Here is a 26,008-nt window from a genome sequence, read left to right on the forward strand (position 1 = left end):
ATTTTACTATTAGTATTTCATACAATTGCAAGGATAACATTTTCAACCAACACAGACAACCTATATCATATTTTGTAAGCGCATTAAAAAATCGACATTTTGATTTTTTTTAAAAGTTCACAAATTTGACATAAATTTTGACCAAAATATGGAACAAAATGTAGATTTTGGACCACTAGGCAACTCAAAAGATAATTTCTAATTAGCTTCTAGGCTCTTCTAAGTATTGATATAGGACATCTCCACCTCGCTGTCCTATTCCCCGAAAATGTTTAAAGTCTTCCCTCTTAACCAGAATTTGGCGAAATTCCATAAAATCTTCCTTCTTAACGTAGTACTCTGAAAGTTCACCTGATTTTAATTTTTCTAAGATGTCTTCAACGTATTGATCATTCATTAACTCCACCACCTTTATTAACATTTATTTTATAATAAGGAAACGAATTGTAGTTAAAAATGAACCATTTTTATATGAAATTCATCTAATATTGTAACCGATTTCAATTTTCTTTTAAATTTATTGAGAAATTAACATAATTGTCAAATAAAACACTTTACGAATGGTAAAAAGTAGTGCAAACTGTTATTTAAACGAAGATTTATAGTTTGTCAAGTAAAGGAGAGAGACTAATTGAAAAAAGCAGAAGTAGGAAATGTCATTGAATTCCGCGGCGGACTTAAAGGGATTGTTGAGAAGGTAAATGAAAACTCTGTAATAGTCGACCTAACATTAATGGATAATTACCGAGACCTAGAGTTGGATCAGAGGACGGTTGTTAATCATAAAAACTATAAGATTGTAAAAGAAAGCGCTTATTAAATTGATAGCTTTGTAGATTAAGGCAGCCAAACCCATGGCTGCCTTTTGTTTTTAGCAATGTTCAGTAGTCAGTTGATTTCCGGTCAATCAACTGAGTGCCAAAATTAACATATCGCTTTAACTTAGCCTTATTTTTACTTATCTTGTCCTGCTTCTTTTAGAAGCTGGTCTTTTGATTTTACTTTTCCGTGAGGGTTTTGGTCTTGTTTGCGGACTGTCCATTCACGTTCTTGTTGGCTTTTGGATTTACTCATTATCCTTCCTCCTTTCCTTTGTCATTCCTATTTTTTTCAATTTCCTTAATCTTATTAGTGAAATCGTTTAAAAGTGTGATGTAATCATTTCCTTTCATAAATTATTTTTGTTAAAATGAATTTTATTGTTAGAAAGGAGGTTTGAAATGAATGAAGAACCGCTTTTTTGACCTGCGGCTAGTAACTGGGTACATTATTGCCCATGCTCTCATGTACTTTACCTTCTATGATCGAGCAATATTCTGGTATATTTTTACCGGTTCACTTCTTATATTAATCACGTATGCAATGTTTCAAGAAGAAGTAGATGATGAGGCTTCCTTTTTTAAATATATTTCTATCGGTGTGTTATCTGGATTACTACTCTATTCACTTTTTTGGCTGGGTGTCCAAGTCTTTGATCTACTCAATTTGCCTTTTGATAGTAGTGTAAAGAAACTGTACCGTTGGTTTGCGCCATCGTTATTTTGGCAATATCTTGCGTTAATTTTAGTAGCAGCACCTGGAGAAGAACTCTTTTGGCGTGGATTTATTCAAAAACGATTTCTCCGTTACTTTGGGACATTTGGGAGTATCATGTTTTCTGCTCTACTTTATGCTTCAGTCCATATTTATTCTGGCACCTTTATCCTAATGCTAGCAGCATTTCTTTCCGGTCTTATGTGGGGAGCCCTATATCTGTGGAAAAAAAGCATGCCGCTAGTGATTGTCTCTCATATTGTTTTTGACATCATGATTTTTATTATTTTGCCATTAAAATAGGAAAAGCACTTATCTTCTTATTGGACAATGCTTTTCCTATTTTTATGATTTATTCACCTTATCATTTAATGGCTTCATCCATAAAAGGATAAAGAAGATAAGGCTAATATAGCCAAACATGGGGTAAAGATTAGACAAAAGTTTACTATAATCAATAAGACTAATGATATAAGAAACGATAAAGATAGCTGAAATAGTAATAAATGTAGGAACTTTAACAAATTGTTTTATCTGTCGGTCAAGTCCATAAACGTTCCCAATCACTGATGTGAAAATTTCACCGTAAATAACAAGGACAAATATCCAATAAAAAAAAGGAGCTATTTGCTTCATAATAATCGCCATCGGTATCTCATATAGTTCTAAATTTGGAAGCATGATTAAGGTAAAATGGCTTGAGATTAAGATGACCGTTAAAGCTGTTCCACCTAAAATACCTCCCCATTTGATGGTCCAATCATCCTTAATTTCATTCGCAATTGGAACTAGCACGGCTTGTGCCAAAGCTAGGTTTAATGCTGTATATGAAAAAGGGGCTAAAATACTTTTCCATCCATCCTCCGCATGCGGTATAAACAACAAGTGATTTATGAAATCTGCCTGTTTAATTGAAAGTGACATTAGCATGAGACTAAAACAAACCATAATCGGTACAACAAATGAATTCACTGCAAAAAGCCCCTTTGTACCAACTAGCATAACTAAAAAGGACAAAAAAATGGTTATAAATACACCTAAATTTTTTGTGAGACCTAATTGTTCTTCAAATACAGCTCCTGCTCCTGCAAGCATCACTGCTGTTACTCCAAGTAGCATAAAAAGCATAATTATATTAATACCCCTGCCTGCCCATTTACCAAACAAGTGTACATTAAATTCCTGATACGATACTGCATTTATTCGAGCGGCAATTCTCATCAACTTGGATCCTAACACAATAAGGAGATAACCGCTCAATAATATACTTAAAAAACCGATGAAACCAAACCGTGAGAAAAACTCAACGATTTCTCTTCCTGTAGCAAATCCCGCACCAACAACAGTACCAACGTAGACTGCGGCGATTTGAAAAGCTGCCGACCAATTCTTTTTCACCTCATCTCCCCCTCAAATTCAATATATGTCCAATAGGACAAACAAAGACGAGCTTTTTTTAAAAAGAGAGTTCATGCAATCTATTTGAAAAAATTACCATAAGCAGACTACTTGAAAGTCAAAAAAGGTCAAAGTATACTATTTGCACAAGGTCAAATATAGTCAAAGTCAAAAACAGTTCATATTTTTAAGGAGGTTTTATTTTATGCTTTGTCAATTGTGTAAAGAAAACCAGGCCACAGTTCAATTAAAAATCAACATCAATGGATCTCACAGTGATATGAAGCTGTGTCATGAATGTTATGCAACTAATAAAAATAATATCAGTAATGGTTTAGCTCCTAAAATGAGTTCCTTTCCTGGTTTTCCATTAGAAGATTTATTCTTAAATATGAAGCCAAAAGAATCAAACCAGCCAAATAACCAACAACATGCTGCCGAGCGTAATGGCGGTGGCTTTATTGATCAATTTGGGCGTAATTTAACACAAATGGCCAAAGCAGGTCTTATTGACCCCGTGATTGGCCGTGCTGAAGAAATTAAACGTGTTATTGAAATATTGAATCGCCGTAATAAAAATAATCCAGTATTAATCGGTGAACCAGGTGTCGGAAAAACGGCAATCGCTGAGGGACTGGCTTTGAACATTATTGGCGGACAGGTACCAGTTAAACTAAGAAATAAAGAAGTCTATTTACTTGATGTTGCTTCTTTAGTGGCCAACACTGGTATAAGAGGTCAATTTGAAGAAAGAATGAAGCAATTGATTAAAGAATTACAGGAACGTAAAAATATTATTCTTTTCATTGATGAGATTCATCTCTTAGTGGGTGCTGGTTCTGCAGACGGTTCTATGGATGCTGGCAATATACTAAAGCCCGCTCTTGCTCGTGGTGAACTCCAACTTGTTGGGGCAACTACTCTAAAGGAATATCGCCAAATTGAAAAAGACTCAGCATTAGAACGGCGATTCCAGCCCGTTCAGGTAGCTGAACCTTCCATCGAGGCAGCGATTGAGATCTTAAAAGGAATTAAGAATAAATATGAGGACTATCATGAAGTTAATTATTCTGAGGCAGCATTAAAGGTATGCGTCCAGTTGTCACATCGCTATATCCAAGATCGCTTTTTACCAGATAAGGCAATTGACTTACTTGATGAAGCAGGCTCCAAGTTAAATTTGACTTCAAACGGAAATAGCAAGGAACAGATTGAGAATCGATTAAAAGAATTAGCTATACAAAAAGAGACAGCTCTAAAGAATGAAAATTATGAGTTTGCTGCGTCACTCCGAGATGAGGAATCATCACTTGAAAAATCACTTAATGATCAATCAGAAATGAACAGACCAATTGTAGAGGAATCCCATATTCAAGAAATCATTGAAAAGAAGACGGGTATTCCTGTAGGTAAATTACAAGAGGATGAGCAGCAAAAACTAAAGTACCTAGAGGAAAACTTAAATAATAAGGTTATAGGACAGAAGAAAGCTGTCGAAAAGGTTGCAAAAGCCGTTCGTCGAAGCCGCGCTGGCTTAAAATCAAAGAATCGACCAATTGGTTCCTTCCTTTTTGTTGGTCCGACAGGTGTTGGTAAAACAGAGCTAACAAAAACACTTGCAAAAGAATTATTTGGTTCGACTGAATCGATGATTCGTCTTGACATGAGTGAGTACATGGAAAAACATAGTATTTCAAAATTAATAGGATCACCACCAGGTTATGTAGGTCATGATGAAGCAGGTCAACTGACTGAAAAAGTGCGCAGGAACCCATACAGCATTATATTATTGGATGAAATTGAGAAAGCTCATCCTGATGTACAGCATATGTTCTTACAGATTCTTGAAGATGGGCGACTTACTGATAGTCAAGGAAGAACAGTTAGCTTCAAGGATTCCGTTATCATCATGACAAGTAATGCTAATATAGGACACAAAACAATTCATGTTGGCTTCGGAACAAATGAAGCAATTGAAGAAGCTTCCATCTTAGATTCCTTAGGGAGTTTCTTCAAACCAGAATTTCTAAACCGTTTTGATAGTATCATTGAATTCCATTCGCTTGAAAAAGACCATATCATGCAGATTGTTGATCTAATGGTAAAAGAGCTTCAAGAGACCTTAAAAGAGCAAAATATTGAATTTGCTATTACACTAGAAGCAAAAGAAAAACTAGCGGAGCTTGGTTACCATCCAGCATTTGGTGCACGTCCTCTTCGTCGAGTGATTCAGGAACACATAGAAGATAAAATTGCTGATTTTATTCTTGAGCAGCCAAAGACAAATCAATTATTCGCTATCATTGAGGATGGCCACCTAAAGGTATCTTCAGAAAATATAAAAGTTCATTAATAGGAAAAGCGAAGCCTGAGGCTTCGCTTTTTTTGTTAAAACTACAACTTTTGGTCATCCACAGAATTTAACCATGCTTCAATTTCGCCAACTACTGATTCAACACAGCCATCTTCAAAAGGAGAAATCAAATTTGCTTCTTTAGCCAATTTTGTAAACGACATGCTTCCGCCAAGCTTGCAAAGACTTACATAATCAGCCCATGCTTCTTCTTGGTTTTCTCTTGAGCGTTTCCAAAATTGGAAGGCACAGATTTGCGCTAATGTGTAATCAATATAATAGAATGGTGAATTAAAAATATGTCCTTGACGCTGCCAGAAACCACCATTTTCTAAATAAGTATTCCCGGCATAATCTTTATGCGGCAAATACTTTTTCTCAATTTCACGCCACTGCTGCTTCCGTTCTTGAGGTGTTGCTTCCCAATTTTCATATACCCAGTGTTGGAATTCATCAACAGAAACACCATATGGCAAGAATAATAAGGCTGAACTTAAATGTGAGAATTTATACTTATCAGTGTCTTCCTTAAAGAATAAATCCATCCATGGCCAAGTGAAAAATTCCATACTCATGGAATGGATTTCACAAGCCTCGTAAGTTGGCCAATTATACTCAGGGATCTCAAAATGCCTGCTTGTATAAACCTGAAATGCGTGTCCCGCCTCATGTGTCAGTACGTCAATATCCCCGGAAGTTCCATTAAAATTAGAAAAGATGAAAGGTGCTTTGTAATTCTCAATGTACGTACAATAACCACCACCAGCTTTTCCTTTCTTGGCAACAAGATCCATTAAATTATTATCTTGCATAAATTTGAAGAACTCTCCTGTTTCTTTAGAAAGGTCTTCATACATTTTTTGACCGTTTTCAATAATCCACTCAGGGGATCCCTTTGGCACTGCGTTGCCTGTTTTATAATTAAAGCCTTCATCATAGTATTTTAACTGTTCTACCCCAATACGTTCTTGCTGACGTGCTTTAAGTTTTGTTGCAATTGGAACGATAAACTCCTTCACTTGCTGACGGAAGTTAGCTACCATTTCTGCATTATAATCGGTTCTCATCATCCGGTAATAACCTAGTTCAACAAAGTTTTTATAACCTAATGCATGGGCAATCTCTGTTCTCACTTTTACAAGGTCATCGTAAATTCTGTCAAACTCTGTTTCATGCTCTGCTAAAAATCCAAACTTCGCTTCATTTGCCCGCTGTCTCATTTCTCTATCGGTTGATTCAGTGAAAGGCTCTAGTTGAGCAAGTGTCCGCTCTTCCCCTTCAAAATTTATTTTTGCTGAAGCAATCAGTTTTGTATACTCTGTTGAGAGACGGTTTTCTTTTTGCAGAAGTGGTACAATTTCTGGTTTAAATGTTTTTAATTGCCCCTCCGCAAGGGCAAATAATTGTCTTCCCCATTTTGCCTCTAATTCGTTACGGAATTTGGAATGAACAAGCTCTTGATAATACTTGGAAACCAGTCCCTCAATCTCTGGCTGGACCTCATCCATATAATCCTGCTCCGCTTTATAAAACTCATCATTCGTATCGACAGAATGACGAATATAACAAAGATTAAACATCGTGCCAATATCATTTCTAAGTCCATTTACTTCATCCATCGCTACGCTTTGCTCTTCTACAGAATTAGCATTTTTAAATTTGTCAATGGCCGCCTCAAATCTCAATGTAACTTCTTCTAGGTTTGGACGGGTATATGTATACTCTTCAAATCTCATTGAAACATCCCCTTTTAGTTATAAATTTCAACTACAATCAATTCAACACTAACCATTAATATTCCTTTAAAAAAGAAAAAATACGGCTTACGCCGTATTAAAATTTACCCGCTGGCAGTCCTAGTTTTTTTAACAATTCAATCGCATCCTGTTTTTCTGAATCCGTTAGACTCGACATTAGCTTATGAATCTGCTGTGCATGTTCTGGGAAAATCTCTTCAATAAAATCTTTCCCTTTGTCTGTAATTTGTGCAAACGTTACCCGTCTGTCAGAAGGACAGGCAATTCTTTTTAACATTTCTTTTTGTTCCAACTTATCGACAACATAAGTAATGCTGCCGCTAGCAAGTAATATTTTCCCGCCAATTTGCTGCATAGGTTGATCACCTTTGTGATATAAAAGCTCTAATACTGCAAATTCCGTTGGGTTCAATCCATTTGCTTGAATAACTTTATTAACATGTTCATTAATCGCTTTATACGCTCTTGAAAGAACAATAAACAGCTTTAACGATTGAGATACAGAATCATTTTCCATTAAGACTCATCCTTTTTATCAATCTTGTACTGTCCAGCTGTCGCCCTTGGACAAGGCACTTCCGAATTTCTAGTTATCTCGACTTCAAGATTATTATAGAAAACTTTTTTAGGTGTGTCAATTCAACTAAGTGTAACGATGGATTCTTTATTAATTATTCTTTTTTTCAATGTTTCCAGCATTTGATTTAGGCTCTCATCTCTATCCTCTGGTGAGATTTTCTTATGTAAAACTGAATAAAGAGTAATGTCTCTGAGCATAAAAAATAGCGGCATTTGCTCCTTCCATCCTTCTGGTAAAGAGTTGTGCTGTTCATACCCTTTAATGAAATGAGTAAGGAATTTCTTTGAAAACTGCTCTTGCTCACTTTTACCAGCACTTTTGTAACCATAAAAAATAGAATAATAAAGTGGAATGGCGATATCAGAGGCATACCAATGGTAGCTGCAATCATCAAAATCAAAAACATGAATGGATTCTCCATCATAAAAAAAGTTACCTGAATGAATATCACTATGGATAAGTCCAAAATTATCCTTATTCTTTGGGAGCGCCTTTAATTGATTAATTAACAATTTAGTATTCTTAATAATCTCATTCTCATTTGGAACATAATCTGCGATATTAAGTAATTCCTCATCCTCCCATGTTTGACGAAGCGGTATCTCATAACTTGGTTGGTAATCCTTTGTCACTGCGTGCAATTTTCCGATTTCTTTCCCCCAAGCATGAAATAATTGTTCATTAAATTCCTCCGATTTAATTTTCACTGGATTGCCAGGTACTTTTGAAAAAAGGCATGCATAAAAAAACGACCCATCCTCTGCTTGTTGACCTTCAATTATTTGATTATTAATTGATTTAAATACAGCGGGGCAATTTACCCTTTGATTATGTAAAAAATTCATCCAATCAAGTTCGGCATAAATTTCTTCCTTACTTCGGTGAGAACTATGTGTGATTCTTAAAATTACTGGTCCATCATCAAGGTAAACCTCAAAAACATAATTCTCGAAATCTCCCAGTTTTTTAACCTCCGATTGTAAACCGAAAGATATTAAAAATCTATTGAGAATTTCTTCTGTAAATAAGATTTCAACTGATTTCTCCATCGTACCCCTCTATTCATATATAATTTACTATCACTCTAATTATATTTAAATATTCCGAATTTGAAACATTCCATTTCATATTTTTATAGAATTTATGTAAGATAGGAGTAGTATAAGATTGATATCTTACTAAATCGAGGTGTGCATAATGGGTCAACCTGCGGCAGTGTCTGCAAAAGCACCAAAAGCATCAGACAAAACTATGTTTAATATCCTTTTTATCATTGGACTTTGCCACTTACTCAATGATGCCATTCAAGCTGTTGTACCTGCGATGTTTCCAATCCTAGAAAAATCAATGGGCTTATCCTTTACTCAGCTTGGAATTATTGCCTTTTCTTTAAATATGGTTTCGTCAGTGCTTCAGCCAGTAGTTGGAGTCGTGACAGATAAAAAACCAATGCCGTACGCATTACCGATAGGGCTGACCTTAACCCTAGGCGGTGTACTTGGATTAGCGTTTGCCCCTTCCTTTGGATTAATCGTTATTTCCGTAATTTTTATTGGCCTTGGTTCTGCTGTTTTTCATCCTGAAGGATCAAGGGTAGCATATATGGCTGCAGGTAACCGACGAGGACTTGCCCAATCCATATATCAAGTAGGTGGAAATACAGGGCAGGCATTGGCTCCACTAATCACAGCACTTATCCTTGTCCCTCTTGGTCAGAAAGGTGCTTCATGGTTTTCATTTGTTGCTGCATTAGCCGTATTGTTATTAATCTATATCGCAAATTGGTATAAACAGAGATTAGTAGGAGACCTCTCTTATCTTAATAAGAAAAATTCAGTAACACCGAAAAAGACAGGTCTGTCCAAGAAGATTAAACAGTCATTACTTTTAATCCTTTTGCTGATATTTGCAAGGTCTTGGTATATTTCAGGAATGACTAATTTTTACGCCTTCTATGCAATAGATGAATATTCCCTAACGATTAAGGAATCACAGTTATTCTTATTTGCCTTTCTAATCGCTGGTGCTTTCGGTACTTTTTTTGGCGGGCCACTTGCTGACCGCTTTGGGAAGAAAAAGGTTATTTCAATCTCCATGTTGGCGACGGTACCATTTTCCTTACTAATTCCCTTTGTCCCATCGCTCTTTGCGTTTATCTTTCTTACGCTTACAGGATTTATATTAATGACGAGTTTTTCAGTTACGGTCGTTTATGCACAAGAACTTGTACCAGGAAAAATCGGAACAATGTCGGGATTAACGGTTGGGCTTGCCTTCGGAATGGGAGCAATTGGTTCAGTAGGACTTGGATACATGGCAGACTTATTTAGTTTGTCATCCATGGTTACTTCGATTGGATTTCTACCCTTGCTTGGATTAATTGCCTTCCTCCTCCCAAGTGATCAATTGGTCCAACAATGGAATCAAAATAATTAGAAAAAGGATGGGTCCCATAGCCCATCCTTATTTGATTTCCTGAATATACATTAAATTTTCAAAAAATTTTAACATTTATCCTCAAAAAAAACTATAAACTATCATATAATATAGTTAGAACATAAAAGGGAGGGCAATAAATATGAAAACACCTAATTACCATGACTTCTATCAAAAAGCATTAATACCAATTGGTTTCAATGACCTGCTAACACTAAAGGAATTGGAATCCTATGACTTTGATTCACCTTCCACCCATTGGCTTATTGCAGTTGAAGGAGAGCAGCTCCCACAGGAAAAGATATATTTTAATTGGAAGGTAAGCATTTACCCTTCAAAACATGATGGTGATTTTAATTGGAAGAAACCTTTTTATTGTTCTCCAATGTTGGAGTCTATCGATCATGCACATGAACTTGCCTGCTCATTGGTTACTTCAAGTAAACTAGATCAACTTTCCACCTTAAACCTACAAGAGAAAGTCAGTTAATCCCACAAAAAAAAATCCCCTCATTGCTTCACCTTCTTTTTACCACTACATGTGAAATAACCTACATACAGTGCTAATAAAAAACTTCAAAAAAAAGTGCTGCCTGCAATATGCAAACAACACTCCATTTTTATTAAGCTAACCTAAATACTATTCCATGCCCGCCTTTTGGATATTCCCATTTGATATTTTGGTACGGGCAGCCAATCCTGCAGCTGCCGCATTCGTGACAGCCCTCATAACCAACTTGCATCCGCAAGCCTTCCCATTTATATACTTCTGCTGGACAGAAAATGGTACAAATTTTATCAGGGCATTTTGTTGCACAAATATCATTGTCCATTACGGTTAAATGTGACTTCGTATCAGCTTTAAAACGAAGAAGGTACTGTTTTTCTTCGATATTCTTAGTTGACATTATTTCACCGCCTTCCAGGCACGATATATATCTTGTATAACCTTAATCGTTCCTCTTTCAGCCGTAACACTCTTCATAATTTCTTTTTGCTTTTCACGTTTCGGTGTTCCATCGACTGTAAAGAATTTGCTCATCGCTTTGTTCATCATTGGGACATATTCTTTAAAATATTGTGGGTTATTTTCAAATGTGTGTGTAGCATCCTTATATTTCTCTAAATCTTTGATTATGAAACTATCGTAAAGCTTTCGACGATAAAGATTTAAACTAGACTCCGAATAGTCTCCACGGTATTTTGCCTCAATAACGGTTTCTGCAGCAAGTAACCCAGAGTGCATCGCCATGTTGGAACCTTCCCGATGAATGGCATTTACAAGCTGTGCAGCGTCGCCTACAACAAGTACACCGTTTCCAGCTACTTTTGGTACGGAACGGTATCCTCCTTCTGGAATGAGGTGGGCAAGGTACTCAGCTGATTCTCCACCCGCAAGCATCGGTTTAACCATAGGATGTGTTTTTAGATAGTCTAAGAGGTCGTATGGCTTCAATTTTGCCTTTATCATGCTGGAGAGAGTTGTACCTACCCCAATATTTAAACTGTCCTTATTGGTATAAAGGAAAGCTGTCCCAAGGTTTCCTTTCGTAGAATCTCCAAAAATTTCTATCGTACAACCCTGATTATCTTCTAAGTTAAAACGATCGTTAATTTTTTCTTTTGGTAGATTGATAACTTCCATAACCGTTAAGGCAACTTCATCTGGACGGAATTCTTTATGAAAGCCCAGCTGCTTTGAGAGCAGAGAATTTACCCCGTCTGCAAGGACCACAACATCTGCATAGACTTCGCCATTTGGCCGGTCAGTACGGACACCTATTACCTTTCCGTTTTCGACAATACATTCTGTTACAACTGTTTCATTGATTAACAGAGCCCCTGCTTCAACCGCCTTTTTTGCAAACCATTGATCAAATTGCGCTCGCAATACTGTGAAATTATTATATGGCTCTACACCCCATTCGAGACCTTTGTAGCCAAATTGAACAACTGATTCCTTATCCATCATCCAAAAGCGCTGCTCGATAACTGGTCTTTCAAGTGGGGCTTCTTTCCAAAACTCTGGAATTAACTCTTCCATTTGTTTCCGATACAGTACCCCGCCCATTACGTTCTTGCTGCCAGGATACTCTCCTCTTTCAATAAGCAATACATTTAAGCCTTTTTGTGCACATACAAGTGCACAAGAAGTCCCTGCTGGTCCTGCCCCAACTACAATTACATCAAATTTCTCTGGCATAGCTCACTTCACCGCCTTTTTCAGTTCTCAGCTGCTTAAATTGCTGGATTAACTTCGGTACAATTTCCAATGCGTCTCCTACAATTCCGTATGTTGCAACATCAAAGATTGGTGCATTAGGATCCTTATTTATAGCGATGATTAAATCTGAGTTTTTCATTCCGACAACATGCTGTATTGCCCCAGATAAGGCAATTGCAAAATAAATTTTCGGTGTAACGGTCTCACCTGTCTGACCAATTTGCAACTCATGTGGAAGCCAGCCAGCTTCTACCACATCACGTGTTCCTCCAACCGTAGCACCAATTGTATCTGCAAGTTCATAGAGGATTTGGAAATTTTGCACATCTCCCATCCCTTTTCCTCCACATACTATTACATGAGCCTCAGCTAAATTCGCCTTTTTTGTTACGTCATTCACAATTTGCAGCACTTTTGTCCGCATATTTTCCTCTTTGAGGTCTATGCTTTCTTCGATAATCTTACCCACTTTACCTGAATCAGGCTCAAGTGCCTTCATTACTTTCGGTCTTACTGTTGCCATTTGTGGCCGATGCTTTTTACAAAGAATCGTTGCCATGATATTACCGCCAAACGCTGGACGGCTGGCTTCAAGCAAACGACTGTCCACATCAACATCAAGCATGGTTGTATCAGCAGTCAAGCCTGTGACTAAATCGGTTGCCACCGCACTTGCTAAATCTTTACCATTTGGTGTTGCACCGTAAAGGATAATTTCCGGCTTATACTTTTCAACTAAAAGCATCACACCCTGCATATACGATTCAGTCCGATACTGCTTTAAAACTGGATGGTCTACCATGTAAACTTCATCTGCACCAAAAGCAATCACTTGCTTTGCTAATGGTTTCACACCACTTCCTAGTAAAAAACCACCTAGTGGAACTTGTAATTTATCGGCTAGTTTTCGTCCAGCACCTAAGAGTTCTAAAGAAACTCCTTCGATTTTCCCATCATTTTGTTCAATGAATATCCACACACCACGGTATTCATCAAAATTCATGCAAATCACTCCCCACATCAACAAGAATTATCTTTATTGTTTAGATGACTGTAACGTTAATACGTCTTTTTTCTCCATCAAGATTTCCATGAGTTGACTTACCTGCTCATCCGCGGAACCTTCGATTTTTTTTCCACCCTCTGGTCTTGGAGGTGTAAACATTTTTCCAACAATGGTAGGCGATCCCTTTAAACCAAGTTGAGAACGGTCAACATTTTCAAAATCACTTACTGCCCAAATTACAGGTTCATATCTAGCGGCTTTAATCATATTTGGCATCGGTGAGTATTCTATTTGATTTATTTCCTTTTCCACTGTTAACAAGCATGGTAATTCTGCTTGAATCAATTCATACCCATTCGATAATTTTCTTTTGATTAGTACCGTTTTTTCTTGTAAATTAACCTCGGATACCTCAATAACATTTGTAACCGGTGGTATATCCATCCTTCTTGCAATCCCAGGTCCAACCTGTCCAGTGTCACCATCTATCGCATGCTTACCGCAAATGATCATATCAATGGGAAGTTCCTTATTTATTTTTTCTAATGCCTTAGATAAGGCATAGCTCGTTGCAAGTGTATCGGCTCCTGCAAAGGCACGGTCAGAAATCAAATATCCACGATCCGCACCAATTTCAACACTCTTTTTTATAATAGCTGTTGCTTGCGGCGGCCCCATCGACAAAACGGAAATTGTTCCGCCTGTCTTTTCTCTAATGCTTACTGCTTCTTGTACAGCGTGAGCATCGTAAGGATTTAAAATGGCTGGTGCGCTGCGGCGGTCGAGTGTGTTTGTTTTGGGATTGATTTTTATGATTTTTGTATCTGGTACTTGTTTGACACATACGACAATGTGCATGTAGTACTTTCCCTCCCCCATATTTGCTATGTTAGTTTTGAAAGCGTTTGCCTTCCTTGGTTATAAAAAATGCCATATTACGATATATGAATCGCAACACAAGCATAGTACCAAACTTTGATAGATTTCTTTTTGAGAATTGATAAATTTAAGATTTGAGGTAAATTCTAGAAGTAGAAGATTTGATGGAATTCATGATGTGATTTTTTAAAAATAGCACTAATTTAACTATAAGAAATATTCAAATATAAACAATGACAAAAATCACAGTTTCTGTCTAAAATTGTTGTTAATTTATTTAGCACTATTCTTAAAGGTGAAAGGTTGAGGCTGGCATGGCGGAAGTATTTGTGGGGAGCGTTCTTTCTGCATTATCAACTGGTGCAGGTGCTCTAGTCGTACTGTTTATTAATCAATCGGTTACACACCGGTGGATGGATATGTTATTAGCTTTTAGTGCAGGAATCATGATGGCTGCCTCGACAATCGGGCTTATACCTGAAGCGTTAAAACTGGGGGGTTTTGGCTCACTTACAATTGGAGTATTTTTTGGGGTCTTAGCGTTAACTACTCTTGAAAAAAGAATTCCACATATTGACCTAGAACATAACCGATTTGGACTAAAATTTGATGAAAAGGCCATGTTAATCATTGCAGCCATTACACTTCACAATATTCCCGAAGGATTATCGGTTGGTGTCAGCTATGCTTCACAAACAGCGGATACGGGGAATTTAATCGCATTGGCTATCGGCTTTCAAAATGCGCCAGAAGGCCTTCTTGTCGCCCTATTTTTAGTCAATCAAAAAATCAGCAAGCTTAAGGCCTTCATATTGGCAACCCTAACAGGTGCTATTGAAATTGTCACATCATTCATAGGATTTTATTTAACTTCTTATGTCCAAGGGCTCGTCCCATTTGGTCTTTCATTTGCGGCCGGTGCAATGTTGTTTATTATTTATAAGGAGTTAATCCCGGAAAGCCATGGCGATGGCAATGAACGGGTATCAACTTATGCATTTATAACCGGTCTCTTAGTAATGGTTTTTTTGATTGATGTTTTTTAAACATTCCTGAAAGCTATACAAATAATTTCGGCCAAATCATCGTCATTTGTTTAAATGTAAACTTCACTTCTTCATTTGGCCTAGAAAATTGCTGGGATGCTTTTTGATACTCGTTTATTAATATGTCTAGTTCCTGGCTGTATTTGATTGTTTCTTCACATGTAAATCCTTTTTTGTTCGCACAGTTTATCATCATGGCACGTTTAACTTTTATCGCATTAAGCATCTCAGAAGGGTTATTACTTTCGATATACAATTTTCTCCACCTACTCCTTACTCTTTTACACTAAACTGCTAAAAATTTGATTACTTGATGAATTATGACAAGATTTTAAACAAAAGTAAATACTTTCGCAAAAGTAGACAAAACAAGCATTTTATCTTATTTTTCGACAAAATTCACGAGTGTTTTTTTGTTTTTACGACATTTTTCATCCTTTTTTCGGTAACGTTTTAGTAAACTTTTTTACTAAAAAGGCTAAAAAAAAAACCAGCTGTCAAGCAGCCAGTTTTCATAAATTATTGATGAATTTCTTCTTTCTCGTAAATCGGTACCCAGCCTTCTGTTGTTACGAAAATTCGAACAGCTACTACTTTACGATCTTCTTCTAATGTAAAATAATGTCTTGTATTCTCAGGTACAGAAATTAAGTCACCTGGATTAAGGTGAACTTCGAAAAATTCCCCATCCTTTCCTTGAATAACAAAGACCCCATGACCGCTTACGATAAATCTAACTTCGTCATCTGTATGATGGTGTTCATTTTTAAAGTTTGCCAACAAAGTATCTAGGTTTGGAGTATGATCGGATAAAGAAATTACATCTTGTGCTTTATACCCTCGGCGGGCAGAAATATCTGAAATCTGTTCTGCAAATACATTTAAGATTTCTTCTTTCTCATCATCACTTAAAAGGTACTTCTCCACAAGTGCTTCAGGAAGTTTAGCAATATCCCAGTTTTCATAAATAACTTCTTGTGAAGCTAGAAAACTTGCTACTTCTTCTTGATTTTTGATTTGTTCTTCTCTACCTTGAAATGTAATGTATGCCATGGAATATCTTCCTCTCCTAAAAATAATTAAATTGCTTTAGATAATTGAGATGACTTATGCTCTAGTAGGCGCAATTGGTATTTAAATAAGAACTCAGATGCCTCAAGTATTTTTTTTGCCTCAAATGCATTTTTTCCCCAAACTGTTATTCCGTGATTACGGATTAACACCGCACCAGAATCTTCTTTAACATACTCTGAAAATTCGCTCGCAAGCGTAGGTATATGAGCATGGTTTTTAATAATAGGGATTGTCAGAACTGCGTCCTCTTCCCACTTATCAAATGCCTTTATTAGCTCTTGGCCTTTAAAAGTTACCGCGCCTTGATCCCCATATAACTCCGATATCACGTTGTTATCAATTGTATGAACGTGAAGGCTGCAGCCTGCTTTTGTTTTTCGATATATTTCGACGTGAAGCAGCGTTTCCGCTGAAGGTCTCAAATGATTTTCTTCAACTGCTTTCCCAAATTCATCGACTAGAAGAAAGTCCTCTTCTGTTCGTTTACGCTTATCCTTACCACTCGCAGTCACCAAAAATTGAAGAGGTGTATCACTAACCTTAATAGCAAGGTTGCCGCTAGTTCCCATGAACCAATCCCGCTCAGCTAATTCATCCTTTATATCTGCTAACTCCAGCCATTTTTCCTTTAACATGATGTTCTTTTCACCTCTATCCGATTTTTGATTGCTTCAATACATTCATAAAAGGTAGTAAACCCCTTGTAATTTAAACCCCATTCAGAACATTTTTCCTCAAGTAAATCTCTAGCCAACACAAAATCTGCTTGTTTCGCTGCTTCAAGATCTGTAACCGAGTCACCAATTACGATTGTAAAGATGTCATTATCTTGGTTTATTGTACGGATAATACTTGGTTTACAACATCCGCATTCATTCTGACATAAAGAGTCACATGTATAGGGCCAAAGTATTTTTATGTTTTCTCCTGAAAAATCACTGTGATTACAATAAATCCCTTCAAACGGACCATATTTTTCAAGAATTGGATAAACAAAGAAATCAATTCCGCCGCTTACTATATAAAGAGGGATATTTTCTTGTCTGGCAAATTCAACAAATTCTGAAAACCCTTCTCGTATTTTGGCATTTTCAATTGCAAACTTTGTAATTTCATCTCTTTTTTCACTTGGCAATCCGGAGAATAATTTCCCTACGCCCTCACTTATTGAAATTTCTCGAGATAATATCTGGTCTTTAATCTTTTCCCAATTTGGAGGAGAAAATCTCTTCATGATTGCAATGATGTTATCACTTTCAGTTATTGTTCCATCAAAATCACAGTAGATAACAGGCTTCATTTAAACTGACACCTCTGGATTTCCCCATAGCTGTAATGCAGTTTTTAATTCAGGATACATCTGGGCACCTTCTGCTAATGTCTTACCATTAAGATTCACTTCAATCGCTTGTCGGAAGGCAAGGCCGCCGCCGCGAGCACCATTAGGATGACCATGGACACCACCGCCAGCATTGATGACAGATTCTATACCAAAATCATTCATCAATAGTGGCACCAACCCAGGATGGATTCCTGCAGATGGAACTGGAAACGAAGTTTTAATAGTGTCTGTTTTTGTTAATTCTTCTGCAATCGAAATCGCTGAGGATTTCTCCAATGCCACTGTTCCATATGGTGATGGAAATAATGACAAATCAGCACCCGCAAGTCGAAGCAGCTTCCCAAGTAATAAGGAATGAGATAGACCATAATGAGATGAGGATGTTAACGCACCACTTACAGCAGGATGAGCCATTAATGGTAAACCTATTTGATCATCCTCTCGTAACTCTTGTAGTACATCCAACCCGTAGGCAAAAACATTAAATAGTAGCAAATCAGCACCAAGCTCTTTTGCTTTCCTTGCTTTGTCTTTTAACTGGGACGTACGACCGGTTAGGTTAACAGCATATAAAGTGCGATGTCCTGTTTGTTCATATACTTCTTGTAACACTTTTTTGCCTTCTGTTATTCTTTTTTCAAATGGAGTTAGTTCATTTTCAAAGAGAATCTCGTCATCCTTAACAAAATCCACCCCACCTAGAGCTTGTTGCTTTAGCTGTTCTGTTAGGAAAGTTAAATCCTTCCCAAGAACACCTTTAAAGATGCTCATTAATAATGGACGGTTAAAAACTCCTAGCTTTTCTCTTAGTCCGTCAATCCCAAATCGTGGACCAGGGAAATTACTTTTCAATTGTTCGTCAAACTGTAAATCAATTAACTTTATTCTTCCGTCTAATGAAAGTTTTCCAAAGACAGTAGTTAAGATTGCTGGCATATCATTTGAAAAATTAATGGTTGGATAAGCAATTGTGATAATCGATTGCTCCTCATTTAATGCTTCAGTCGAAATGACTCTTCCTTTGTGCTTTCGTAATTGACTCTGTTCTAACTCAGGTAAATTCGTCCATGAACCGACAGTCAATCCTAAAGCAATATCCTCAGCTTTTTTTGCAAGATTTTTTTCACCATGGACTAGATATGATGCTATTAATTCAGACAATTTTATCATCCTTTCTCAAAAAACATAAAAACCTCTTCTAATAAAGAAGAGGTTAGCATCGCAAACTAACATCTTCTCATCTTTTCAGCATTTTGCTGCAAGATTTAGCACCGTGCCTAACATTGTGTTGTGTTAAGTCGGTTGCCGGGCTTCATTGGGCTTTTCCCTCCGCCTGCTCTTGATAAGAAAACGATCGTAGTATTTACTTTTATGATGTTGATAAACTATATTTTGCATTATCCCAAGAATTATATTTTTTGTCAATTTATTTTTTAAAAATTTCTAACATACTAATTCTTCTAACTGCTTCTTCCAGACGTTCCTCACTTGTAAGCAAACCAACCCGTACATAGCCTTCTCCTAGTTCACCAAATGCAATCCCAGGTGCCACAACAATATGTGCTTGTTCTAGGAGAATATCAGCAAATTCAGTTGAGCTTAGGCCTTCAGGGACCTTTAGCCAGGCAAAAAATGAGCCCTTTGGTGCTGTCACATTCCAGCCAAGCGAACGAAGTCCATCTATTAAAACATTTCTTCTTCGCTCATAAAGACCGACTAATTCTCGAACGCAATCTTGTGGACCTGTTAATGCTTCGGCTGCCGCCTCCTGAATGCCGCCAAATATACTGCAATATAGGTGGTCTTGCAGGAGCTCGATCGCTGAAATAACACTACTATTACCTACTGCAAAGCCAACACGCCATCCTGCCATATTGTATGTTTTTGATAGAGTATATATTTCAATACCAATGTCCTTTGCCCCCTCCGACTGCAGGAAACTTAACGGCTTGTCTCCATCAAAACCAATTGCGCCATAAGCAAAATCGTGAACCACACAAATATCATGTTGATTGGCAAATTGGACAGTTTCTTCAAAAAATTCTTTAGTTGCAGTAGCCCCTGTTGGATTGTTAGGATAATTAAGGAACATTAATTTTGCCCTTTCAATAACATCAGAAGGAATTTCGTTCAAGTTTGGTAAAAAATTATTTTTTTCAAGCAATGGCATTGTTACCATTTCCGCTTTTGCCAGCGCTACCCCAGATAGGTAATCAGGATATCCAGGATCTGGTACAAGCATAGTATCACCTGGATTTAATAAGCATTGTGGGATTTCTACCAAACCCGCTTTACCACCAAATAAAATTGCGACTTCTTTATCTGGATTGATTTGGACATTGTATTCTCTTTGATAAAAGTCTGCTGCTGCCTGCTTTAAATAACGATAACCCTGAAAGGGTGAATACTTATGGTTTATTGGATTCGCTGCAGCCGCCTGCATCTTTTGTACAATATGCTGTGGGGTTGCTTGATCAGGATTCCCCTGACCTAAATTAATAACATCATAGCCTTTTTCAATGTATTCCCCAGCTTTTTTTACTAAAGAAGCAAAAAACTGCTTTGGGAGGTTATTTAATAGTTCGGATGTTGGAAAATGTTTCATCTCTTCACCTGCTCAATTTATTTCATTTTGTAGTTGAATTCTAGTCACAAATGATATAACTTTTAATACATCTTGTAAAGAAAAAATTCCAAAATTTCAAATGAGGTGAAAATTGATGAAATTTAAAATAGCTTGTTTGCAAATGGATATTGCCTTTGGAAATCCAAATAAAAACTTTCAAAAAGCAGAAAAACTAATTGCAGAAGCGATGAAGGCAAATCCTGATATCATTGTTTTGCCTGAGTTGTGGACAACAGGATATGATTTGACACGCTTAGACACTATAGCAGATAAAAACACAGTCACAACCATTGAATTTTTCAAAATGGCAGCTAAGAAATATCAGGTACACTTTGTGGGAGGATCGGTTGCGAATCAGGTTGATAATAGTGTGAGGAATACTCTCCTTATCATCGATAAAAATGGCCAACTCGTTCATTCATATAGCAAACTTCATCTATTCAAATTAATGGATGAACACCTATATCTCGAAGCAGGCGTTGAGAAAGGTTTATTTGAGTTAGAGAATCGCACATTCGGAGCTGTAATCTGTTATGATATTCGTTTTCCTGAATGGATTCGTGCACATACTGCTAATGGAGCAGAAGCCCTTTTCGTTGTTGCCGAGTGGCCTGCTGCACGGCTATCACACTGGAGAGCACTTCTGATTGCTAGAGCGATAGAAAATCAATGTTTTGTGATTGCTTGCAACCGTTCCGGCCATGATCCAAATAATGAATTTGCCGGCCACTCCATGATAATTGATCCATGGGGAGAAGTAATTGCTGAGGCTGGAGATAAAGAGGAAATAATGTCGGCAGTAATTGAGTTAGATCGCGTGAAAGATATTCGTAAGCAAATTCCAATCTTTGAAGATAGAAGACCAGATTTATATTAATCGAAAAAACCACTTCAATATTTAAGAAGTGGTTTTTTTAAAGACTATTCATTAGGTTTAAAGGTAAAATCAGATGAAAAGTAGTTCCTACACCCTCTTCGCTTTCAACTTGAATACGCCCTTTATGTTCCTCAATAATTCGATAACTGACCATTAATCCTAGACCAGTACCTTTCTCTTTTGTGGTATAAAAGGGTTCTCCGAGCTTATTAATTTTTCCCTTTGGAATCCCCATGCCTTCATCTTGAATCGATACCTGTAAATACTGTTCATCAACAGCATTTATCGAAACTTTAATTATCCCACCGTCTGACATGACTTCAATCGCATTCTTTATTAGGTTAATAAAGACCTTTTTTAATTGGTTAGGTTCACAATATAGTAATGACAAATTGTCTTCGTAATGAGTCTCAAACTGAACATTGTAAAGCACCGCTTGGGCGCTCAACAAATCAATCGTTTCCCTCATAATTTGACAAACATCTTTCTCCAGAAATCTAATTTCTTGAGGTTTTGCAAGGATTAGAAACTCATTAATTATAGAGTCAATTCTTGCTAACTCAGAGGTAATGACATCATAATACAAAGGATGCTCGGCTTTAATACATGGTTCAAGTAATTGAATAAACCCTTTCAGCGCTGTCATGGGATTTCTTATTTCGTGCGCAATCCCTGCCGCAAGTTCTCCAACAATGTTTAACCGATCCGACTTTCTTAATTGTTCCTGCATCTCAGCTTTTTCAGTTACATCAATAATAACAGTAAGATTCAAACCATCAATAATTTCAAGCTTTGTGGAGTAATCAAAATGTTTAATACTCCCATCATGCCATTTAATGACCATTGACGAATGCTTTTTACCATTAGTGGTTACTTGTTTAATATGATTAATAATTTCCTGCTTTTTATCTTCGATCGAACTAAAAAAATCAAGTAAAGATCGACCTAACAGTTTTTCCTTTGGAAGGTCAAAGATTCTGACTGCAGAGCAATTGATATCCACAATATGATACTTTTCATTCCATAAAATCAGTCCGTCCATCGAATCTTCAAATATTCTTCGGAATTTTTTTTCACTTTCCCACAATTCCTTTTCCATCAAAGTGAATTCATGTGAGGTTTCAACTTTTCCTTCTATACTTTCAATGTCACTTATAAATGATAATGCCTGATTCTGTTTCGCTGCTTGCCCCACTTACTCCACCTGCCCCATGAAACCCAAAATAAGGTAATATTATCTATATCTATATTCTACATTATAATATAAAATCCTTTTTGCTTGACAAGAAAATAAGAATATTGTCGGTAGATTTTTTGGGAAAATAAAAAAGGTAAAGCGCAAAATTCCCCGCTTTACCTTTTTTTCATTTAAAGGAATGGATTTTCGTGCTTTGCTTTAAGGCGCTGCCATCTCTTTTCCACTTCTGCTTCAAATTCTTCTAAAATAGCTTTGTTTTCCTCTTTCAGAAGATGTTTTGTTTTACCCATATATTTAAGCCATTCAGAGATAGCTAAACGTTTATTTTTATCTTCCGGGTTATAAGTTATGGTAGTCACACCCTGTTCTACCTCATAAAGTGGGAAGAAACATGAATTTACGGCTCTATCTAATATAGTTGCCCCATAGCGGTCTTCAGACTTCCAGTTAAGCGGGCAGGTAATCAAGATTTTACCATAAACGGTTCCTACATTTTGAGCATACCATTGTGCTTTTGCACCTTTTTTAATTAAGTCTTGTGGGAAAGCTTCCGCGCCAGTAAATACATAAGGAATATTGGTTGCCGCCATAATTTGTGCCGTATCTTTATGATGGAATCCTTTTCCTTTTTGGGATTTTCCAACACCTGACGTACTTGTCATATGACCTAGCGGGGTTGAATATGACATCTGTGAACCTGTATTCATATATCCTTCATTATCATACTCGAGCATGATCAGTTTATGACCGCGGAGGGCAGTACCTATAGCAGAGCCCATTCCGATGTCCATACCACCATCCCCAGTAATCATAACAAACGTTGCATCATCAGAAACTTCAACCTCTCCACGGCGTTTTAATTCAAGGAATGCTTCAAGTGTGCCCGATAAGGTAGCTGCACCATTTTGGAAAAGGTTATGAATCATTGTTTGTTTATGAGAACTGTGAGGATAGGAAGTGGTGGTTACATAGGCACATCCAGTTTGAAATAATGTGACAATGTCACCTTCTATCCCTTTAAAGAACAGTTCTAGCCCAGCAAATATACCACAGCCTGGACATGCTCCATGACCTGAGGCAATACGCTTTGGTTTTGTGGTAAGCGCACGGAGGGGTGGTATTTTCACCTTTAGTTTATTTGTTGCCTCATCCATTTTCACATCTATTAATCCCGTTTTATACACACCACCATGTTGTGGTGTGATAACAGGCTTTAGAATTTTCTCGGGATTACCTGGTACATGTCCATAATAATCAAATGGCTTTTCAGCAAATCCTTTTTCCATTGCTTCCATTGTCATCTCGAAGAATTTTTCGGCATCACTTGGGTAGAAATCCTTACCCCCAAGACCAAATACACGACTTAGTACAATTGTTTGATTATTTCGATCCTCTTGAAGGGCTGATTTCACTTCATGAGTTAAATTCGGACCATTTGCACCATATGAATCTGCTCGTTCACCAACTAATAGTGCCTTCACATTTTTTAATGCTTCACGAATTTCCTTCGCTGGGAAAGGACGAATAATAGTTGGACTGATAACACCAGCCTTAATACCTTTAGCACGTAATTGATCCACAACATCTTTTGCTGATTCAGCAGCTGAGTTTAATAAAAATAAAGCAACCTCAGCATCTTCCACTCTATATAAATCCAATACTGAATATTCACGTCCAGAAATTTTGGCATATTCTGCTGCCACCTCTCTGTAAACCTCACCAGCTGCGTAAATGGCTTCAGATTGTTGAAAATGATTATTGATAAGGTCTTCACCATTCATATGGGCACCGATTGTTACTGGCTTCTTCGGATCCCTAGCAAAATGATAATCTGTTGGACACTCGCCAACAAATTGCTGTACGACTTTTCTATCTTTAAAATATTCTACTCGGCGCTTCTGATGGGAAGTAAAGAATCCATCATAGGCTACGATAACTGGCAAGCGTACTTTAGAATGTTCAGCGATTTTAAGTGCCATAATATTCATATCATAAACAGCCTGTGGTGTTCTGGCCGTTAAGATTACCCAGCCGGTATTTAATGCAAAGTAAAGATCAGAGTGGTCCCCTCTTATATCTAGAGGGCCGCTGACTGCACGTGTTACAAGGTTCATTACCATCGGAAAACGGGTTCCAGCTTGGACAGGAAGCTGTTCAATCATATATAATAGTCCATTTGCACTTGTTGCATTGAATACCCTGGCACCAGTAGCTGCGGCGCCATAACAAATACCTGCCGAACCATGTTCACCATCCGCTGGGATTAACTTAATATCATGCTCGCCCCGTGCTTTCATTTGATCTAAAAATTGGGCTACTTCAGTAGAAGGTGTAATGGGAAAATACCCCATAATATGATAATTTATTTGTGCAGCTGCCATTGCAGCCATTTCATTTCCTGATTCAAAGGTTGAAAGCTGTTCAGCTATTCTCTGTTTGGTTATTTGGTCTTCTACCATTGCCATTATGAAATCCCTCCTGCTAGATATGGAAAGTTCTGTTTCACACGATTAGCGTCAGCATAGCCAATCATTTCACGAAGATCACCTAGCGCATCTGTTGGACAAGCTTCTACGCATTTTAAACAGCCTTTACAATATTGATAATCTATCCCTTTTAAGAACATTTGCTTTCTGCCCTTTTTATCCTCTCCTACTTCCCAAACAAAGCAGTAATCTGGACAGACATTATCACACGCAGCACAGTGGATACATTTATCCTTTTGATACTCAGGAAGGAATCCTTGTCTAGAACCACTTAAATCTTTAACTATACTATTGGCTTGTGCAGTCATGATCCCGCCAATTTCTTGTGTCATATATCCTAATTGTGGCAGCGGACGAGTAAAACTTTTGCCCTCAGCTACCTCGGGTACTTCATAGGTTTTAAATTGAACTTCATGAAATCCGCGATCGAACGTGCGAATATTAGGTTCAACTAAATGCGGGTATTTTTTCTCAAATGTCTTGCGAATGACATTCCTCATAGATTCGGGGTCTAAGAAGTCACAAATACGATATAAGGCACCAAGCATCGCAGTGTTTACTTTTGTTCTTTCCTCAACGGCAATCGTCAAAGCATCCACAATCGCAAGTGTTCCATATTCTAACTTCAGATCTTTTCTAACCTCATCAAACTCTCTGGCAGTATTTACAAGTGCGATCCCATCAGCATTCAATCCGCTGACTACATTAACCGTTTTATAAAGTGCTTCATGAAAAATTGCAACAATATGTGGTTGTTCAATTGGGCTGTGATCTCTAATTTCAACATTTGGTTCACAATAACGGATAAAACTTTTAACAGGTGACCCTTTCTTTTCAGAGCCATATGATGAGAAGTTAGATCCATTCAAACCAAGACCTAGTACCCCAGCTTCTGCTAGCATTTTTCCAGCTAAGTTTGCCCCAAGACCCCCTATTGATTCAAGGCGTATCTCAAAGAAACCAAGTTCATTTTTCTTTGGTAATATAGACATAATGTCCTCCCCTTCTTGTTCAAAAAGACTGAAAATACATTTAATACAAATTCCCCTCATTCATTGTAGGACATATATTTTTTTCATGCTGTGACAAAAATCAAACATCGCAAAGAAAATTTCTATAACACATTATAAAAATTACCTTAAAACGTTAATTTATATGGTTTTATTTATATATTTTTATCATATAACAGCTTC

The 26,008-nt window shown here is 37.2% G+C and carries 26 protein-coding genes and 1 riboswitch; of the genes, 7 read left to right on the plus strand and 19 right to left on the minus strand.

What is annotated here, in order from left to right; genetic code table 11:
- Positions 1–202: 202 nt before the first annotated feature.
- A complete protein-coding gene (locus QUG14_RS10725; RefSeq protein WP_289340520.1) occupies positions 203–397 on the minus strand; it encodes a hypothetical protein in 195 nt (64 codons plus the stop codon).
- A gap of 234 nt (positions 398–631) precedes the next feature.
- Here QUG14_RS10725 and QUG14_RS10730 point away from each other — a divergent pair, with 234 nt between their 5' ends.
- On the plus strand, positions 632–820 hold the full coding sequence (locus QUG14_RS10730; protein ID WP_063251529.1) for a YkvS family protein: 189 nt from the start codon (positions 632–634) through the stop codon (positions 818–820).
- Between the two features lie 134 nt (positions 821–954).
- Here QUG14_RS10730 and QUG14_RS10735 read toward each other — a convergent pair whose 3' ends face one another.
- Positions 955–1,074, minus strand: coding sequence for a DUF6254 family protein (locus QUG14_RS10735; protein ID WP_221820470.1), 120 nt, complete (start codon positions 1,072–1,074; stop codon positions 955–957).
- A 150-nt stretch (positions 1,075–1,224) separates the two neighbouring features.
- On the opposite strand from QUG14_RS10735, the gene QUG14_RS10740 reads away from it, so the two are divergent.
- Positions 1,225–1,836 (plus strand): CPBP family intramembrane glutamic endopeptidase, encoded by a 612-nt coding sequence (locus tag QUG14_RS10740; RefSeq protein WP_289340521.1) that lies wholly within the window; start codon positions 1,225–1,227, stop codon positions 1,834–1,836.
- A gap of 42 nt (positions 1,837–1,878) precedes the next feature.
- Here QUG14_RS10740 and QUG14_RS10745 read toward each other — a convergent pair whose 3' ends face one another.
- Positions 1,879–2,931 (minus strand): YkvI family membrane protein, encoded by a 1,053-nt coding sequence (locus QUG14_RS10745; protein WP_289340522.1) that lies wholly within the window; start codon positions 2,929–2,931, stop codon positions 1,879–1,881.
- Positions 2,932–3,136: 205 nt separating this feature from the next.
- Between QUG14_RS10745 and QUG14_RS10750 the strand changes: the two genes are divergently transcribed.
- Positions 3,137–5,284 (plus strand): ATP-dependent Clp protease ATP-binding subunit, encoded by a 2,148-nt coding sequence (locus tag QUG14_RS10750; RefSeq protein WP_289340523.1) that lies wholly within the window; start codon positions 3,137–3,139, stop codon positions 5,282–5,284.
- Between the two features lie 41 nt (positions 5,285–5,325).
- Here QUG14_RS10750 and QUG14_RS10755 read toward each other — a convergent pair whose 3' ends face one another.
- From QUG14_RS10755 to QUG14_RS10765, 3 genes are all read right to left on the minus strand, one after another.
- Complete coding sequence (locus QUG14_RS10755) at positions 5,326–7,020, minus strand: M3 family oligoendopeptidase (RefSeq protein ID WP_289340524.1); 1,695 nt, start codon at positions 7,018–7,020, stop codon at positions 5,326–5,328.
- 97 nt (positions 7,021–7,117) lie between these two features.
- Positions 7,118–7,558, minus strand: a complete 441-nt coding sequence (locus QUG14_RS10760; RefSeq protein WP_289340525.1) for a MarR family winged helix-turn-helix transcriptional regulator — start codon at positions 7,556–7,558, stop codon at positions 7,118–7,120.
- A 122-nt stretch (positions 7,559–7,680) separates the two neighbouring features.
- Positions 7,681–8,670, minus strand: coding sequence for a phosphotransferase enzyme family protein (locus tag QUG14_RS10765; protein ID WP_289340526.1), 990 nt, complete (start codon positions 8,668–8,670; stop codon positions 7,681–7,683).
- A 148-nt stretch (positions 8,671–8,818) separates the two neighbouring features.
- Here QUG14_RS10765 and QUG14_RS10770 point away from each other — a divergent pair, with 148 nt between their 5' ends.
- Together QUG14_RS10770 and QUG14_RS10775 are read left to right on the plus strand one after the other, a co-directional pair.
- Positions 8,819–10,057, plus strand: a complete 1,239-nt coding sequence (locus tag QUG14_RS10770; protein ID WP_289340527.1) for an MFS transporter — start codon at positions 8,819–8,821, stop codon at positions 10,055–10,057.
- Between the two features lie 142 nt (positions 10,058–10,199).
- Positions 10,200–10,547, plus strand: coding sequence for a hypothetical protein (locus QUG14_RS10775; protein WP_289340528.1), 348 nt, complete (start codon positions 10,200–10,202; stop codon positions 10,545–10,547).
- Positions 10,548–10,680: 133 nt separating this feature from the next.
- Here the strand turns inward: QUG14_RS10775 and QUG14_RS10780 are convergent, their stop codons facing one another.
- The 4 genes from QUG14_RS10780 to QUG14_RS10795 are packed head-to-tail and all read right to left on the minus strand — an operon-like array spanning position 10,681 to position 14,145.
- Positions 10,681–10,965, minus strand: coding sequence for a ferredoxin family protein (locus QUG14_RS10780; RefSeq protein ID WP_289340529.1), 285 nt, complete (start codon positions 10,963–10,965; stop codon positions 10,681–10,683).
- Positions 10,965–12,260: an FAD-dependent oxidoreductase gene (locus QUG14_RS10785; protein ID WP_289340530.1), complete on the minus strand. Its 1,296-nt coding sequence runs from the start codon at positions 12,258–12,260 to the stop codon at positions 10,965–10,967. The genes QUG14_RS10780 and QUG14_RS10785 overlap by 1 nt, the downstream gene beginning before the upstream one ends.
- Positions 12,244–13,284 (minus strand): electron transfer flavoprotein subunit alpha/FixB family protein, encoded by a 1,041-nt coding sequence (locus QUG14_RS10790; RefSeq protein WP_289340531.1) that lies wholly within the window; start codon positions 13,282–13,284, stop codon positions 12,244–12,246. The genes QUG14_RS10785 and QUG14_RS10790 overlap by 17 nt, the downstream gene beginning before the upstream one ends.
- Positions 13,285–13,317: 33 nt before the next feature.
- The gene (locus QUG14_RS10795) at positions 13,318–14,145 is read right to left on the minus strand and encodes an electron transfer flavoprotein subunit beta/FixA family protein (RefSeq protein WP_289340532.1); all 828 of its coding nucleotides are present in this window, start codon (positions 14,143–14,145) and stop codon (positions 13,318–13,320) included.
- A gap of 335 nt (positions 14,146–14,480) precedes the next feature.
- Between QUG14_RS10795 and QUG14_RS10800 the strand changes: the two genes are divergently transcribed.
- Positions 14,481–15,212 carry a ZIP family metal transporter gene (locus QUG14_RS10800; RefSeq protein ID WP_289340533.1) on the plus strand — a complete coding sequence of 244 codons (732 nt, stop codon included), beginning with the start codon at positions 14,481–14,483 and terminating at the stop codon, positions 15,210–15,212.
- Between the two features lie 13 nt (positions 15,213–15,225).
- On the opposite strand, the gene QUG14_RS10805 is transcribed toward QUG14_RS10800, so the two are convergent.
- The 6 genes from QUG14_RS10805 to QUG14_RS10830 form a co-directional block, all read right to left on the minus strand.
- Positions 15,226–15,468: an aspartyl-phosphate phosphatase Spo0E family protein gene (locus tag QUG14_RS10805; protein ID WP_289340534.1), complete on the minus strand. Its 243-nt coding sequence runs from the start codon at positions 15,466–15,468 to the stop codon at positions 15,226–15,228.
- A 263-nt stretch (positions 15,469–15,731) separates the two neighbouring features.
- Positions 15,732–16,265, minus strand: coding sequence for a 1,2-dihydroxy-3-keto-5-methylthiopentene dioxygenase (locus tag QUG14_RS10810; RefSeq protein WP_289340535.1), 534 nt, complete (start codon positions 16,263–16,265; stop codon positions 15,732–15,734).
- Between the two features lie 26 nt (positions 16,266–16,291).
- Positions 16,292–16,921 (minus strand): methylthioribulose 1-phosphate dehydratase, encoded by a 630-nt coding sequence (locus QUG14_RS10815; protein WP_289340536.1) that lies wholly within the window; start codon positions 16,919–16,921, stop codon positions 16,292–16,294.
- Positions 16,915–17,586, minus strand: a complete 672-nt coding sequence (locus tag QUG14_RS10820) for a 2-hydroxy-3-keto-5-methylthiopentenyl-1-phosphate phosphatase (protein WP_289340538.1) — start codon at positions 17,584–17,586, stop codon at positions 16,915–16,917. The genes QUG14_RS10815 and QUG14_RS10820 overlap by 7 nt, the downstream gene beginning before the upstream one ends.
- Positions 17,587–18,789, minus strand: a complete 1,203-nt coding sequence (gene mtnW / locus QUG14_RS10825; RefSeq protein ID WP_289340539.1) for a 2,3-diketo-5-methylthiopentyl-1-phosphate enolase — start codon at positions 18,787–18,789, stop codon at positions 17,587–17,589.
- Positions 18,790–18,862: 73 nt separating this feature from the next.
- Positions 18,863–18,977, minus strand: a riboswitch (SAM riboswitch).
- Between the two features lie 77 nt (positions 18,978–19,054).
- Complete coding sequence (locus QUG14_RS10830) at positions 19,055–20,233, minus strand: pyridoxal phosphate-dependent aminotransferase (protein WP_289340540.1); 1,179 nt, start codon at positions 20,231–20,233, stop codon at positions 19,055–19,057.
- A gap of 115 nt (positions 20,234–20,348) precedes the next feature.
- Between QUG14_RS10830 and QUG14_RS10835 the strand changes: the two genes are divergently transcribed.
- Positions 20,349–21,131 (plus strand): carbon-nitrogen family hydrolase, encoded by a 783-nt coding sequence (locus QUG14_RS10835; RefSeq protein WP_289340541.1) that lies wholly within the window; start codon positions 20,349–20,351, stop codon positions 21,129–21,131.
- Between the two features lie 37 nt (positions 21,132–21,168).
- Here the strand turns inward: QUG14_RS10835 and QUG14_RS10840 are convergent, their stop codons facing one another.
- The 3 genes from QUG14_RS10840 to QUG14_RS10850 form a co-directional block, all read right to left on the minus strand.
- Positions 21,169–22,230 (minus strand): PAS domain-containing sensor histidine kinase, encoded by a 1,062-nt coding sequence (locus tag QUG14_RS10840; protein WP_483310802.1) that lies wholly within the window; start codon positions 22,228–22,230, stop codon positions 21,169–21,171.
- Positions 22,231–22,499: 269 nt separating this feature from the next.
- Positions 22,500–24,794: a thiamine pyrophosphate-dependent enzyme gene (locus QUG14_RS10845; RefSeq protein WP_289340544.1), complete on the minus strand. Its 2,295-nt coding sequence runs from the start codon at positions 24,792–24,794 to the stop codon at positions 22,500–22,502.
- Entirely contained in the window at positions 24,794–25,807 is a 1,014-nt protein-coding gene (locus QUG14_RS10850) for a 2-oxoacid:acceptor oxidoreductase family protein (RefSeq protein ID WP_289340545.1), read from the minus strand. Before QUG14_RS10850 ends, QUG14_RS10845 begins: the two co-directional genes overlap by 1 nt.
- Positions 25,808–26,008: the final 201 nt, after the last annotated feature.

Origin of the sequence: Neobacillus sp. CF12 (assembly GCF_030348765.1) — a bacterium.
Lineage (GTDB): Bacteria > Bacillota > Bacilli > Bacillales > Cytobacillaceae > Neobacillus.